General features: G+C 65.4%; 15 protein-coding genes and 2 tRNA genes. 13 read left to right on the top strand and 4 right to left on the bottom strand.

Features of this window, described 5'->3' with window-relative positions; all coding sequences use genetic code 11:
- Positions 1–21: 21 nt before the first annotated feature.
- A complete protein-coding gene (gene pgsA, locus GNX71_RS10330) occupies positions 22–588 on the top strand; it encodes a CDP-diacylglycerol--glycerol-3-phosphate 3-phosphatidyltransferase (protein ID WP_206178231.1) in 567 nt (188 codons plus the stop codon).
- Positions 585–1,484 (top strand): EamA family transporter, encoded by a 900-nt coding sequence (locus GNX71_RS10335; protein ID WP_206178232.1) that lies wholly within the window; start codon positions 585–587, stop codon positions 1,482–1,484. Before pgsA ends, GNX71_RS10335 begins: the two co-directional genes overlap by 4 nt.
- Positions 1,485–1,487: 3 nt before the next feature.
- On the opposite strand, the gene GNX71_RS10340 is transcribed toward GNX71_RS10335, so the two are convergent.
- The gene (locus tag GNX71_RS10340; RefSeq protein ID WP_206178233.1) at positions 1,488–2,447 is read right to left on the bottom strand and encodes a LysR substrate-binding domain-containing protein; all 960 of its coding nucleotides are present in this window, start codon (positions 2,445–2,447) and stop codon (positions 1,488–1,490) included.
- Between the two features lie 70 nt (positions 2,448–2,517).
- Between GNX71_RS10340 and GNX71_RS10345 the strand changes: the two genes are divergently transcribed.
- The 6 genes from GNX71_RS10345 (at position 2,518) to GNX71_RS10370 (ending at position 7,903) form a co-directional block, all read left to right on the top strand.
- Positions 2,518–3,441, top strand: coding sequence for an alpha/beta hydrolase (locus tag GNX71_RS10345; RefSeq protein ID WP_206178234.1), 924 nt, complete (start codon positions 2,518–2,520; stop codon positions 3,439–3,441).
- Positions 3,438–4,523, top strand: a complete 1,086-nt coding sequence (locus GNX71_RS10350) for a tartrate dehydrogenase (protein ID WP_206178235.1) — start codon at positions 3,438–3,440, stop codon at positions 4,521–4,523. The genes GNX71_RS10345 and GNX71_RS10350 overlap by 4 nt, the downstream gene beginning before the upstream one ends.
- Positions 4,524–4,756: 233 nt before the next feature.
- Entirely contained in the window at positions 4,757–5,029 is a 273-nt protein-coding gene (locus GNX71_RS10355; RefSeq protein WP_007830705.1) for an HU family DNA-binding protein, read from the top strand.
- Positions 5,030–5,055: 26 nt separating this feature from the next.
- Positions 5,056–5,131, top strand: a tRNA-Val gene (locus tag GNX71_RS10360).
- Positions 5,132–5,208: 77 nt separating this feature from the next.
- Entirely contained in the window at positions 5,209–7,125 is a 1,917-nt protein-coding gene (locus tag GNX71_RS10365) for a peptidyl-prolyl cis-trans isomerase (protein ID WP_206178236.1), read from the top strand.
- A gap of 103 nt (positions 7,126–7,228) precedes the next feature.
- Entirely contained in the window at positions 7,229–7,903 is a 675-nt protein-coding gene (locus GNX71_RS10370) for a histidine phosphatase family protein (protein WP_206178237.1), read from the top strand.
- Positions 7,904–7,916: 13 nt separating this feature from the next.
- On the opposite strand, the gene GNX71_RS10375 is transcribed toward GNX71_RS10370, so the two are convergent.
- Both GNX71_RS10375 and GNX71_RS10380 read right to left on the bottom strand, forming a co-directional pair.
- A complete protein-coding gene (locus GNX71_RS10375) occupies positions 7,917–8,249 on the bottom strand; it encodes a hypothetical protein (RefSeq protein ID WP_013540414.1) in 333 nt (110 codons plus the stop codon).
- Positions 8,250–8,301: 52 nt separating this feature from the next.
- Complete coding sequence (locus GNX71_RS10380; RefSeq protein ID WP_013540415.1) at positions 8,302–8,550, bottom strand: GlsB/YeaQ/YmgE family stress response membrane protein; 249 nt, start codon at positions 8,548–8,550, stop codon at positions 8,302–8,304.
- A 205-nt stretch (positions 8,551–8,755) separates the two neighbouring features.
- Here GNX71_RS10380 and GNX71_RS10385 point away from each other — a divergent pair, with 205 nt between their 5' ends.
- The 3 genes from GNX71_RS10385 to GNX71_RS10395 all read left to right on the top strand — a co-directional run bounded on the left by GNX71_RS10385 (position 8,756) and on the right by GNX71_RS10395 (position 10,164).
- A complete protein-coding gene (locus GNX71_RS10385; protein WP_206178238.1) occupies positions 8,756–9,388 on the top strand; it encodes a YbhB/YbcL family Raf kinase inhibitor-like protein in 633 nt (210 codons plus the stop codon).
- A gap of 76 nt (positions 9,389–9,464) precedes the next feature.
- A tRNA-His gene (locus GNX71_RS10390) sits at positions 9,465–9,540 on the top strand.
- 279 nt (positions 9,541–9,819) lie between these two features.
- The gene (locus GNX71_RS10395) at positions 9,820–10,164 is read left to right on the top strand and encodes an H-NS histone family protein (RefSeq protein ID WP_206178239.1); all 345 of its coding nucleotides are present in this window, start codon (positions 9,820–9,822) and stop codon (positions 10,162–10,164) included.
- An 80-nt stretch (positions 10,165–10,244) separates the two neighbouring features.
- Here the strand turns inward: GNX71_RS10395 and GNX71_RS10400 are convergent, their stop codons facing one another.
- On the bottom strand, positions 10,245–11,231 hold the full coding sequence (locus tag GNX71_RS10400) for an NADPH:quinone oxidoreductase family protein (RefSeq protein WP_206179407.1): 987 nt from the start codon (positions 11,229–11,231) through the stop codon (positions 10,245–10,247).
- Between the two features lie 127 nt (positions 11,232–11,358).
- Between GNX71_RS10400 and surE the strand changes: the two genes are divergently transcribed.
- Both surE and GNX71_RS10410 read left to right on the top strand, forming a co-directional pair.
- Entirely contained in the window at positions 11,359–12,117 is a 759-nt protein-coding gene (surE, locus tag GNX71_RS10405; protein ID WP_206178240.1) for a 5'/3'-nucleotidase SurE, read from the top strand.
- A 1-nt stretch (position 12,118) separates the two neighbouring features.
- A complete protein-coding gene (locus tag GNX71_RS10410) occupies positions 12,119–12,892 on the top strand; it encodes a protein-L-isoaspartate(D-aspartate) O-methyltransferase (RefSeq protein ID WP_206178241.1) in 774 nt (257 codons plus the stop codon).
- The last annotated feature ends 3 nt before the right edge of the window (positions 12,893–12,895 follow it).

Consider the following 12,895-nt stretch of genomic DNA (forward strand, 5'->3'; position numbering starts at 1 on the left):
CCGCCATGACACAATCAAGCGATGTTCTGGACCTTACCGACCATCATGACCTGGACGCGCATCGTCGCGATCCCTTTGATCGTCGGAGTGTTCTACCTGCCGATCGCCGAGCCGATGCGCAACCTGATCGCCACGGTCATGTTCATCGTCTTCGCCGCCACCGACTGGCTCGACGGCTACCTGGCGCGCAAGCTCAACCAGACCTCGGCCTTCGGCGCCTTCCTCGATCCGGTGGCCGACAAGTTCCTCGTGTGTGCCGCGCTGCTGGTGCTGGTGCACCTGCAGCGCGCCGACGTGTTCGTGGCGCTCATCATCATCGGCCGCGAGATCGCCATCTCGGCGCTGCGCGAATGGATGGCGCGGATAGGCGCCGGCAAGAGCGTGGCGGTCCACATGATCGGCAAGGTCAAGACGACCGTGCAGATGGTCGCGATTCCCTTCCTGCTCTACGACGGGCGGCTGTTCAAGGTGATCGACACCGGCCTCTGGGGCCAGTGGCTGATCTGGATCTCGGCGGTGCTCACCGTCTGGTCGATGGTCTATTACCTGCAGAAGGCCATTCCCGAGATCCGGGCCCACAGCAAATGACGGCGGCCGCGGCCGCCGTGCCCGGCCCGGGCGGCTCGGGGTGGCTGCGGGCCATGCCGGCGGTCTTCGTGCTGATCTGGAGCACGGGTTTCATCGTTGCGCGCTATGGCATGCCCTATGCGCCGCCTCTCAAGTTCCTCGCTGTGCGCTATGCGCTGTCGCTCGTGTGCTTCGGTGTGTGGGTCGTGCTCGCGAAGGTCGCGTGGCCGAAGGCGCGCGCGCAGTGGGGGCACCTCGCGGTCACGGGCGTGCTGATGCAGGCGGGGTACCTTGGCGGCGTCTGGGCGGCGGTGCATGCGGGGATGGGTGCGGGGCTCGTGGCGCTGCTGGTCGGCGTTCAGCCGGTGCTCACAGCGATCTGGCTGTCGCTCAACGGCGGGCGCATCTCGAAGCGGCAGTGGGCCGGGCTTGTTCTCGGATTTGCAGGGCTGGTGCTCGTGGTCTCGCGCAAGTTCGGGCAGGGCGCCGAAGTCAATCCGCTGACGATGGCGCTCGCAGTCTTTGCGCTTCTTTCGATCACGGCGGGCACGCTGTACCAGAAGCGCTTTGTCGCGCCGTGCGATGTGCGCAGCGCGAGCGCGGTGCAGATGGCGGCGGCGCTGCTCGTGACCTTGCCCTTCGCGGCCATGGAATCACAGGGCATCGAATGGAACGCGCACTCGACCGGCGCGATGGCCTGGTCGGTGCTGGCGCTGTCGCTGGGCGGCAGCTCGCTGCTCTACATGCTGATCCAGCGCGGCACGGCCACGGCCGTCACGAGCCTGCTTTACCTGGTGCCGCCTTGCACGGCGGTGATGGCGTGGCTGCTGTTCGCGGAGCCGATCACGCTGGTGACGCTGCTGGGCATCGGGCTCACCGCGGTCGGCGTGAGCCTGGTGGTGCGCAGCGAGCGCTGAACCTCAGCGCGTTCCCGTCTTCGCCGGCTTCCACGGCTCGCCGCGGAATTGCTCGGCCAGGTGATCGAGCAAGAGGCGCACGCGGCGCGGCGTCTTGGGCCGCCAGGGCGCGACCCAGTGGATGTCGGCATCGGGCATCACGTACTGCGGCAGCACGCGCACCAGCTCGCCGCTGGCCAGTTGCGGTGCGATGTCCCAGAGGCTCCGCAGCATGATGCCGTGGCCTGCCAGGCACCAGTCGCGCACCATCTCCCCTGAATTGCTCGCGAGCGGCCCCTGCACGCGAACGCGCGCGGTGCTGCCGTCGCGCGCATGGCGCAGCGTCCAGAGCGCGAACTGGCGCTGGTTGACCTCGCCGTTCTCGCGCGCGACCAGGCAGGCGTGCGAGGTCAGCGCGTCGACCGTCGCCGGCAATCCGTGCTGCGCGATGTACGAGGGCGCGGCCGCCAGCACGCGCTGGTTGCGCGCGATGCGGCGCGTGACCCAGTCGGCCGCTCGGTGCTGCTGCACGGCCCACAGCCAGAGTGCGCCGTCGTAGCCTTCGGCGCCGAGATCGGGCAGTTGCTCGGTCAGCAGCAGTTCGATCTGCAGGGCAGGGTGGCGGGCCTGGAAGGCGGCCAGCGTCGGCCCGAGCCAGCGCCTGCCGAAGCCGAAGGTGGCAGCGAGGCGGATCGTGCCGACCAACTCGTTCTGCCGTTCGCCGAGTTCGCTTTCGAGCGCCGCGAAGCCTTCGAGCAATGCGCGCGCATGCAGGCACACCGCCTCGCCCTCGGCCGTGACGCTGAGCCGGCGCGTGGTGCGATCGAACAGCCGCTGCCCAAGCCGCGCTTCGAGAGCCCCGAGCCGCTTGGTGATGACGGAGGGCACGACATCGAGCGTGGCGGCCGCGCTAGCGAGGCTGCCCTGGTCGCGAATCGCCAGCACCAGTTCGAGATCGCTGCGTTCCAGCGAGGATGGATTCATGCCAATCCGGAAAGTATGAATTGGCCGATTGTTGCTTGATGATCGCGAGGGCGCAACGCACAATCGTTCCGTGACTGCCTCCTTCCTCACCTTTCCCACCTTCGACATCGAGCGCAACGGCGTGCGCATCCATGGCCGCATCGGCGGCAAGGGCGCACCGTTGCTGCTGCTGCACGGACATCCGCAGACGCATGCGATCTGGCATCGCGTGGCACCGCAATTGGCCGAGCGGTTCACCGTGGTCGCTGTGGACCTGCGCGGCTACGGCGACTCGGGTCGGCCGGCGGCCGATGCCGAGCACGCGGTCTACAGCAAGCGAGAGATGGCGCTCGATGCGCTTGCCGCCATGCGGCACCACGGCTTCGAACGCTTCGGCGTGCTCGCCCACGACCGCGGCGCGCGCGTGGCGCACCGGCTCGCGGCGGACCATCCTTCGGCGGTCGAGCGCATGCTGCTGCTCGACATCGCTCCGACGCTCGCGATGTACGAGAACACCATCGAGGCCTTTGCGAAAGCCTATTGGCATTGGTTCTTCCTGATCCAGCCGCCGCCGTTGCCCGAGGCACTGATCGCTTCCGATCCGGTGCGCTACGTGCGCAGCGTGATGGGCGGGCGGCACGCAGGGCTCGCGCCATTCGCGCCCGAGGTGCTGGCCGAGTACGAGCGCTGTGCGCGCATCCCGGGCACGGCTGAATCCATCTGCGAGGACTACCGCGCTTCCGCCACCATCGACCTCGTGCACGACCGCGCTGACCTCGCCGTCGACCACAAACTCACGCACCCGCTGCGCGTGCTGTGGGGCGAGCATGGCGCGGTGGGCAAGTGCTTCGATGTGCTTGCGCTGTGGCGCGCGTGCGCCAACGACGTGTCGGGCCGCGCGCTGCCGTGCGGCCACTATGTTCCCGAAGAAGCCCCGGTCGAATTGCTCGCCGAGGCGCTCGCCTTCTTTTCATCTCTCCAACCATCTCTCCCGCAGACAGGAGCCACCCCATGAGCACCCACAGAATCGCAGTCATCGCCGGCGACGGCATCGGCAAGGAAACCATGCCCGAGGGCCTGCGCGTCGTCGACGCGGCGGCGCGCAAGTTCGGCATCGACCTGAAGTTCGACCACTTCGATTTCTCCAGCTGGGACTACTGCGAGAAGCACGGCAAGATGCTGCCCGACAACTGGAAGGACCAGATCGGCGGCCACGACGCGATCTTCTTCGGCGCGGTCGGCTGGCCCGAGAAGATTCCCGACCACGTGTCGCTCTGGGGCTCGCTGCTCCTGTTCCGCCGCGAGTTCGACCAGTACATCAACCTGCGTCCCGCGCGCCTCATGCCCGGCATCGTCGCGCCCGTGGTGCGCCGCGACGGCACGCCGCGCCAGCCCGGCGAGATCGACATGTACATCGTGCGCGAGAACACCGAGGGCGAGTACTCGAGCATCGGCGGCCGCATGTACGAAGGCACGCCGCGCGAGATCGTGGTGCAGGAAACGGTGATGTCCCGCATCGGCGTTGACCGCGTGCTCAAATTCGCCTTCGAACTCGCGCAGTCGCGGCCGAAGAAGCACCTGACGAGCGCCACCAAGTCGAACGGCATCTCGATCACCATGCCCTACTGGGACGAGCGCGTGGCCGAGATGGCGAAGAACTACGCCGGCGTGAAGCTGGACAAGTTCCACATCGACATCCTCACCGCGCACTTCGTGCAGCGCCCCGACTTCTTCGACGTGGTGGTCGCGAGCAATCTCTTCGGCGACATCCTGTCGGACCTCGGCCCGGCCTGCACCGGCACCATCGGCATCGCACCGAGCGCCAACCTGAACCCCGAGCGCACCACGCCGTCGCTGTTCGAGCCGGTGCACGGCTCGGCGCCCGACATCGCAGGCAAGGGCATTGCGAACCCGATCGGGCAGATCTGGTGCGGCGCAATGATGCTGGAGTTCCTCGGCCACAAAGAGGCGCACGACGCGATCCTCTCGACCATCGAAAAGGTGCTCGCGCCCCAAAGCGGAGCACCGCGTACCGCAGATATCGGCGGCAATGCGAGCACGAGCGATCTCGGAAAGGCGATCGCTGAAGCGCTTTGAAAAGTACTTCACGAAACGTGCCGGAAAGTGCGCGACGAAACGCCCCTAAAATCGCGCGCTCCGCTGTTTTGCATGGCTTCGTGTCTTATTGACACCCTGCAGGGCAGTGGTTGTAATCCTCGCTGGCAGTGCGCTGCCGAGGCGTCAGGCCTGCCAAGCTCTTGAGTCGCACCCGTCGCGGCCAGGTCGCAGCTGACGAAAGCCGACCAACTTTTTCTCTACAAGGGGCCCTTGTGAACAAGACCGAACTGATTGAGCACATCGCAAAGAACGCCGATATTTCCAAAGCAGCTGCCACCCGTGCGCTCGAATCCACCATCGGCGCCATTCGTACCACGCTCAAAAAGGGCGGCTCCGTCTCGCTCGTCGGCTTCGGCACTTTCGCAGTAGGCAAACGGGCCGCCCGCACCGGCCGGAATCCCCGCACCGGCGACGCGATTAAAATCAAGGCAGCCAAGATTCCGAAGTTCCGTCCAGGCAAGGCGCTGAAAGACGCGCTGAACTGAGGCTAGACTCGGAGAGTATTCCGGTGGGGTGCTTAGCTCAGTTGGTAGAGCGGCGCCCTTACAAGGCGTAGGTCGGGGGTTCGAGCCCCTCAGCACCCACCACCACCCAGATGCAAAGGCGAACACCAGTTCGCCTTTTTTATTGCCGTCCGACATCCGTCGAAAAAGAGTGTTCAAGCATGTTTGATTTCTTCCGCAAGTACAACAAGATCGTCATGATTTTCTTGTTCTTGCTGATCATTCCCTCGTTCGTGCTCTTCGGCGTCGAGCGCTACCAGGGCTTCAGCCGCGACGAGAAGGTTGCCCATATCGAAGGCGGCGACATCACGAAGCCCGAGTGGGATGCGCAGCACCGCATCGAGACGGATCGCATCCGCCAGCAGTCGCCCAACGTCGATCCGACGGTGCTCGACTCGGACGCCCTGCGCTATGCCACGCTGGAGCGCATGGTGCGCGACCGCGTGCTGGCCGCAGCCGCCGCCAAGGCGAACATGACCGTCTCCGAAGATCGCCTCTCGCGCATCTTCGCGCAGGACCCGGGCCTCGCGTCCTTCCGCACGCCCGACGGCAAGTTCGACCGCGAGACCTTCCTTCGCGTGACGGGCCGCACGCCCGAACAGTACGAAGCGCAGGTGCGCGCCGACATGTCCACGCAGCAGGTGCTGCTCGGCGTGTCGGGCACGGCCCTCACGCCGCCTGCACTGGTGGCCGCCACGGTCAACGCCTTCTATGACCGCCGCGAAATCCAGGTCGCGCGCTTCGCCCCCGAGAGCTTCGCCTCGAAGGTGACCGTGAGCGATGCCGACATCGAGGCCTACTACAAGGACCACACCTCGCAGTTCCAGGCGCCCGAGCAGGCCAACATCGAGTACCTGGTGCTCGACCTCGATGCGGCCAAGAAGAACGTCGTCGTGAGCGAGGCCGACCTCAAGACCTACTACGAACAGAACACCGCGCGCTTCGGCACGAAGGAAGAGCGCCGCGCGAGCCACATCCTGATCACCGCGCCGGCTAGCATGCCCGCCGCCGATCGCGAAAAGGCGAAGGCCAAGGCCGAGCAACTGCTTGCCGACGTGAAGAAGGCGCCGAACACTTTCGCCGACGTGGCGCGCAAGAACTCGCAAGACCCGGGCTCGGCCGAGAAGGGCGGGGACCTCGACTTCGTCACCAAGGGCGCGATGGTCAAGCCGTTCGAAGACGCGATGTTCGCGCTGAAGAAGGGCGAGATCAGCGGCGTCGTCGAAACCGAGTTCGGCTATCACATCATCCATCTCGTCGACATCAAGCCGGCCGTGGTGCCGCCGTTCGAGCAGGTGCGCGCCACCATCGAAAGCGAAGTCCGCGCTGCACAGGCCGCGCAGGAATTCGCAAAGGCCGCGGAGGCCTTCACCGATGCGGTCTACCAGCAGCCCGACAGCCTCAAGCCTGCCGCGGAAAAGCTCAAGCTCACGATCCAGACCGCGACCAATGTCCCGCGCATCCCCGCGCCGGGTGCCAAGGGTCCGCTGGCCAGCCGCAACTTCCTGAGCGCGCTGTATGCCAGCGATTCGCTCGAGCGCAAGCAGAACACCGAGGCGATCGAGGTCGGTTCGAGCCAGCTCGCCTCGGGCCGCGTGACGCAGTACACGCCCGCGCATCCGATCCCGCTGGCCGAGGTCAAGGACAAGATCCGCGCGCAGCTCATCACCGAACGCGCCGCAGTGCTGGCCAAGACCGAAGGCGAAGCCAAGCTCGCGGCATGGACCGCCAAGGCGGACGGCGCGACTTTCGGCGCGCCAGTCACGGTCTCGCGGATCGACGCGCAGTCGCAGCCCGTTCCCGTGATCGATGCCGCGCTGCGCGCTGATGCCGCCAAGCTGCCTTCGCTCGTGGGCGTGGATCTGGGCACACAGGGCTATGCGGTGGTTCGTGTGACCAAGGTGGTCCCGCGCACGCCGCCGCCGCCCGAGCAGGCGCAGCAGGAAAGCGCGCAGGTCGGCCAGTCGGTGACCGCGGCCGAAGCCGCCGCCTACTACAACCTGTTGAAGGAACGCTTCAAGGCCGAGATCCTCGTGCCGAAGCCGGCGGACACGCTGCCCGTCGCCTCCGCGCGCTGACGCAAGGCGCCACGCGAAACGAACGCCCGGGTCGATGACCCGGGCTTTTTTTTGGTCGCCCGTGGGACAAGCGCTGCTCTCGCTTCTTGCCAGAATCCGACGCATGGGAACCCTCTACCTCGTGCGCCACGGGCAAGCCAGTTTCGGCGCTGCCGACTATGACAACCTGAGCGAACTCGGGCACCGGCAGTCCGTGCGCCTGGGTGAGTACTGGCGCGAGCGCGGCATGGCATTCGATGCCGTCATCACCGGCACCTTGAAGCGGCATCGCCAGACCTGGGAAGGCATTGCCAAGGGCTTGGGACTGGAACGCGACGACGTGCTGCCGTGGCCAGGACTCAACGAGTACGACAGCGAGGCGGTCATCGCCACGATCCACGAGGGCAAGCTCGAGAAACCCGATTCGCCCGAGATGTACCGCCATCACTTCCGCTTGTTGCGCCAGGGCCTGGGCGCCTGGATGCAGGGCAAGACAGCGCCGGTCGGGATGCCGAGCTATGTCGACTTTCTCGCCGGCGTGACGACAGCGCTGGACCACGTGCGCGACCGGCACCATGGCGCGAAGGTGCTGGTGGTGTCGAGCGGAGGGCCGATCAGCACAGCGGTCGGCCACGTGCTGGGCACGAGCGCGGAGACGACCATCGAGCTCAACCTGCGCATACGAAACACGTCAGTGACGGAGTTCGCTTTCACGCCGAAGCGCCACATGCTGGTGACCTACAACACGCTGCCGCATCTCGATGGGCCGGCGTACGAGGATTGGGTCACGTACTCGTGATCGGCGCCGCGCCTCAGGCCTGCCAGACGCCGTAGCCGGCCTTGCGCAATGCGATGCCGAGGTCGACCTCCATCAGGCGCGCGTCGTCATAGGGCATCGGGTTGTAGCGCTCGTAGAGCGCGGGCAGCAGGCGCAGGCCGAACTCCTGCACGAAGCTGTTGGCCTGGATGCCGGCCTTGTGCTTGTCGAAGCGGATGTCGGGGTCCAGGCCGGTCATGCCCACGTAGACGAAGGGCTTGCCGAGCTGGTAGTCGGGGTTGGCGCGCCTGAAGCGGCTGCTGTTCCACACGCGATCGTCGAGTTCGACCACATAGACATGGTGCTTGGCGCGTGGCTTGCGGGGCATGGGGTTCGCGACCTCGCCGCGCTGCGCGGCGCCGGCAAGGCCGCGCGGGGTATCAGCTCTTGCGCTTGATCAGGCCGTAGAGGATCAGCAGCACGATCGCGCCCAGCACGGAAGCGATGAAGCCGGCGCCCTGGCCCGCGGTGTACCAGCCCATGGCTTGGCCGACGTAGGTGACGATCAGCGAACCCGCAATGCCGATCAGCGTGGTGACGATGAAGCCGGCGGAATCGTCGCCCGGCTTGACGGCACGCGCCACCAGACCCACGACGAACCCGATCAGAATAGTCCAGACGATGCTCATGAAGAAATTCCTTTGGTGGTGAAGTGGAAGTGGCGAAAGCCGCGCCCGTCTGCGCGGGCCGCGTCGATGATAGCGGAGCCATGTGAGCGGTCGCACCCGTGGCCCACATCGGTGCATGCGAACGAGGATTTTTGCCGCAAGGGCGGCGGCGCGGGTGCTGTGGCGTCCTACAGCGTGTGGATGCGTGCGGGGCTATACCGGATGCATGCTTGAAAAACTACCCGAAGCCGTCGGTCGCGCATTGCAGGGCGTGCGCGCTGGCCTGGACAACATCGTCTTCAATACGCTGGGCCTCCGCGAAGGCACGGCGTCGCTGGCGCTGACCAGCGTGGCCTTTGCCGACCATGCGCCGATGCCGCCGCGCTACACGGCCGATGGCGAAGGTGTCTCGCCGCCTTTGCAGTGGGCGGGGTTGCCTTCGGGTGTCGCATCGCTGGTGCTGATCGTCGAGGACGCCGACTCGCCCACGCCGAATCCGTTGGTGCATGCCATCGTCGTAGGCCTGGGGCCTGAAGACGACAGGCTGGTGGAGGCGGCCATTCCCAGCAGCGACAGGGAGGGTGCCGGTTTGCATGTCGGGCGCAATTCGAGCCTGCAGGCCACCTGGCTGCCGCCGGACCCGCCGCCCGGCCACGGCGTGCATCGCTACGCGTTCCAGCTGTTCGCGCTCGACAGCGTTCCTGTGTTTTCCGAGGAGCCGGGCCGCGACGAGGTATTCGGCGAATTGCGCGACCACGCCATTGCCAGCGGGCTCCTGATCGGCACCTGCGAGCGATCCGATGGCTCCATCAAGATAGAAGAGGGCGTCGGCGCCCCGGGCCCCCTGGCGGCAGGCTGAATGTCAATTTCAAGCCACGTCGCAGCCTGCTGGGGCCGAAACGGCGATTTTTGACGCTACAATTGCTGGCTCTGCGGTGGCTGTAGCTCAGCTGGTAGAGTCCCAGATTGTGATTCTGGTCGTCGTGGGTTCGAGTCCCATCAGCCACCCCAAAAAATATCTCCCTGTCGCTATTGCGCAATAGCATTCAAGGGATTCCAACGCCGGGTTTACCCGGCGTTGTCATTTCTGGCGCACTGTTCGTTGCGGTAGTTGCCCGCCGACTTCTCTCCCTTGTTTTCCCTCTATATACAGCGCCAAAGCGGTCCGCTTTACGTTGCGCGCTGTTGCACTAACCCCATTGGCCGGGCATTTTTTCTGATGCCGGAGTGCTTGTGACAAATGCAAATTGAATTAAAATCCACCCGTTTTCAATTTTCAGGAGTCCAACAATGGCTTCGACCCTCGCCGATATCAATTCCCAGATCAAGAAGCACGACGAGCAGATTGCTCAATTGCGGAAGCAAGCTGAAGACCTGCGCAACCATGAGCGCGCAGGCGTGATCGAGGAGTTGCGCAAGAAGATCGCGGAATTCGGTTTAACCGCCTCCGACCTGAAACTCGGCGGCCGCGGTGCAGCCGCCAAACGCAGCGCAGGTGCCGCAGCGCCTAAGGCAGCCGCCAAATACCGTGGTCCGACCGGCGAAACCTGGTCTGGTGGCCGTGGCCGCAAGCCGCGCTGGGTGACCGAAGCATTGGCTGCCGGCAAGTCGCTTTCCGATTACGAGATCAAGTAAGCAGCTCGAATCACCGACTTTTATCAATAAAAAAGCCCGCGCATGCGGGCTTTTTTATTGCGTGCTGAAACTGACTTCGTTCAGTTCACCATCACGAGTTTTCCTTTGACGCCGCGCGACCCCATGTGCGCATACGCGGCCTTCAATTCGGCCATCGGCATCGTGCTGTCGATCACCGGCTTGATCTTTCCCTGGCCGTACCACTGTGCCAATTCGGCCATCATCTGTGCATTGGCCTTGGGTTCGCGCTTGGCGAAATCGCCCCAGAACACGCCCACGAGCGAAGCGCCTTTCAACAGCGTCAGATTCAATGGCAGCGATGGAATGGGGCCCGACGCAAAACCCACCACCAAATAGCGACCGCGCCAGCCAATGGAGCGAAATGCAGGCTCTGCAAAATCGCCGCCCACTGGGTCGTAAATGACATCCGGGCCCTTGCCGTCGGTTGCGGCCTTGATGGCATCGCGAAAGCCATTGGGCAATGCGTGCGTCGAGTAGTTGATCGTCGCGTCGGCACCAATGGACCGGCAAAGTTCGCATTTCTCGTCGGTGGAGGCGGCTGCAATCACCTTGGCGCCGGCTGCCTTTGCAATCTGGATGGCCGCGGTCCCTACGCCGCCTGCTGCGCCAAGCACCAGCACGGTTTCACCCGCCTTGAGTTGTGCGCGGTCCATGAGCGCGTGCCACGAGGTCGCATAAATCATGATGAACGCGGCCGCATCGACATGACCGAAGCCCTCGGGCAAGGGCATGCACAGCGCCGCGGGGGCGAGCGTGTGGGTGCCGAAGCCGCCCGTGCCCGACAGGCAGGCCACGTTCTGGCCCACCTTCAGGTGCGTCACGCCTTCGCTGACGGCCTGGATGACGCCCGCGTACTCCGAGCCGGGGACGAAGGGCAGGGGCGGCTTCATCTGGTACTTGTTCTGCACGATCAGCAGGTCGGGGAAGTTCAGGCTCGCCGCCTTGATCTCGATCAGCACCTGCCCCGGGCCCGGCGTGGGTGTCGGCAGTTCCTTCCAGGTCAGCGCGTCGACGCCAACGGGGTTTTCGCAAAGCCATGCGTGCATGCTCGGGTCTCCTTCGAATGGGTAATGTTGAGGCAATGACTGCGGGCATGATAGGTGTCGCGGCAGGGCACCCTTGTCCCTGCTGCGACGCACCCGACGCCTACAATCCGGTGCACCGAAAAGCACCATGAAGATACTTATTTCCAATGACGATGGCTTCCAGGCGCCAGGCATCGTCGCATTGCACGACGCGCTCAAGGACATCGCCGAAGTCGAGGTGGTCGCACCCGAGCACAACAACAGCGCCAAGTCGAACGCACTGACCCTGGCCGCCCCGCTCTACGTGCACAAGGCGCACAACGGTTTTCGCTACGTGACGGGCACCCCCGCCGATTGCGTGCACATCGCCCTCAAGGGCCTGCTCGACTACCGGCCCGACCTCGTGGTCTCCGGCATCAACAACGGCGCCAACATGGGCGACGACACCATCTATTCAGGCACCGTCGGCGCGGCCATGGAGGCTTACCTCTTCGGCATTCCGGCCATCGCTTTCTCGCAGATCGAAAAGGGCTGGGCGCACGTGGATGCGGCAGCGCAAGTCGCGCGTCGTCTGGTGCAGCAGATCGAGCGCGAAAAGATGATCGGCGGCCCCGCGTTCCTGCTCAACGTGAACGTGCCGAACCGGCCGTTCGACGAGCTCAAGCCTGTCAAGGTCTGTCGTCTTGGCCGCCGTCATGCGGCGGAGAAGGTCATCACGCAGGACAGCCCGCGCGGCGAGACGATGTACTGGATCGCCGGTGCGGGCAGCGCCAAGGACAGCGGCGAAGGCACCGACTTCCATGCCACCGCTTCCGGCCACATTGCGCTCACGCCGCTGCAGATCGACCTGACCGACCACGCCAACTTGGGCCAATGGCGCGAGACGGTGGCCCGTCTCGGCAATTGACATGGCCACGCAACGGCCCAGTTTCCCGGTTCGCCTGACACCCACCTCTTCGGCTGCCACGCGTGGGCGCATGCCCGCCGTGCCGGCCAAGCCCATGGTGCCGTCCACGCCCTCGATGGCTTCCGATGCCGTGCGCGCGCGCATGGTGCAGAAGCTCGCGGCGCAGGGCATTTCCGATCCGCGCGTGCTGCGCGCGATGGGCGCCGTCGAGCGGCATCGCTTCGTCGACAGCGCGCTGGTCAACCAGGCGTACGAAGACACCAGCCTGCCGATCGGCCTGGGGCAGACGATCTCCAAGCCGAGCGTGGTCGCCCGAATGATCGAGCTCCTGCTCGCTGCGCCCGCGCTGGCCGGCAAGCCGCAGGAGCGCCTCGGCCGCGTGCTCGAGATCGGCACCGGCTGCGGCTACCAGGCCGCGGTGCTGAACCATGTGGCGACCGAGGTCTACAGCATCGAGCGCCTGCGCGGCCTGCATGAGCGCGCCCGGGCCAACCTCCGGCACTTCCGGCTGGCCACGGTGCACCTGATGCTGGGCGACGGCATGGTCGGCTATGCCAAGGGCGCACCCTACGCGGGCATCATCGCGGCGGCCGGCGGGGAAGCCGTTCCGGAGGCCTGGATCCAACAACTCGCGGTCGGCGGGCGCATCGTTGCGCCGACCCATTCGGCCAAGGGCGGACAGGCCCTCGTCGTCATCGACAAAACCGCCCGTGGGCTGGAGCGCCTCATTCTTGAGGCGGTTCACTTTGTCCCCCTAAAATCGGGCATCGCTTGAAGG

Origin of the sequence: Variovorax sp. RKNM96, assembly GCF_017161115.1 — a bacterium.
In the GTDB taxonomy this organism is placed as follows: domain Bacteria; phylum Pseudomonadota; class Gammaproteobacteria; order Burkholderiales; family Burkholderiaceae_C; genus Variovorax.

Excerpts from the sequence above, each read along its gene's own strand:
- GNX71_RS10340 (WP_206178233.1), bottom strand. The coding sequence starts at position 2,447 with ATGAATCCATCCTCGCTGGAACGCAGCGATCTCGAACTGGTGCTGGCG.
- GNX71_RS10375 (WP_013540414.1), bottom strand. The coding sequence starts at position 8,249 with ATGCCCCGCAAGCCACGCGCCAAGCACCATGTCTATGTGGTCGAACTC.
- GNX71_RS10395 (WP_206178239.1), top strand. The coding sequence starts at position 9,820 with ATGGCTTCGACCCTCGCCGATATCAATTCCCAGATCAAGAAGCACGAC.
- GNX71_RS10385 (WP_206178238.1), top strand. The coding sequence starts at position 8,756 with ATGCTTGAAAAACTACCCGAAGCCGTCGGTCGCGCATTGCAGGGCGTG.
- GNX71_RS10365 (WP_206178236.1), top strand. The coding sequence starts at position 5,209 with ATGTTTGATTTCTTCCGCAAGTACAACAAGATCGTCATGATTTTCTTG.
- pgsA (WP_206178231.1), top strand. The coding sequence starts at position 22 with ATGTTCTGGACCTTACCGACCATCATGACCTGGACGCGCATCGTCGCG.
- GNX71_RS10350 (WP_206178235.1), top strand. The coding sequence starts at position 3,438 with ATGAGCACCCACAGAATCGCAGTCATCGCCGGCGACGGCATCGGCAAG.
- surE (WP_206178240.1), top strand. The coding sequence starts at position 11,359 with ATGAAGATACTTATTTCCAATGACGATGGCTTCCAGGCGCCAGGCATC.
- GNX71_RS10400 (WP_206179407.1), bottom strand. The coding sequence starts at position 11,231 with ATGCACGCATGGCTTTGCGAAAACCCCGTTGGCGTCGACGCGCTGACC.
- GNX71_RS10335 (WP_206178232.1), top strand. The coding sequence starts at position 585 with ATGACGGCGGCCGCGGCCGCCGTGCCCGGCCCGGGCGGCTCGGGGTGG.
- GNX71_RS10410 (WP_206178241.1), top strand. The coding sequence starts at position 12,119 with ATGGCCACGCAACGGCCCAGTTTCCCGGTTCGCCTGACACCCACCTCT.
- GNX71_RS10370 (WP_206178237.1), top strand. The coding sequence starts at position 7,229 with ATGGGAACCCTCTACCTCGTGCGCCACGGGCAAGCCAGTTTCGGCGCT.
- GNX71_RS10380 (WP_013540415.1), bottom strand. The coding sequence starts at position 8,550 with ATGAGCATCGTCTGGACTATTCTGATCGGGTTCGTCGTGGGTCTGGTG.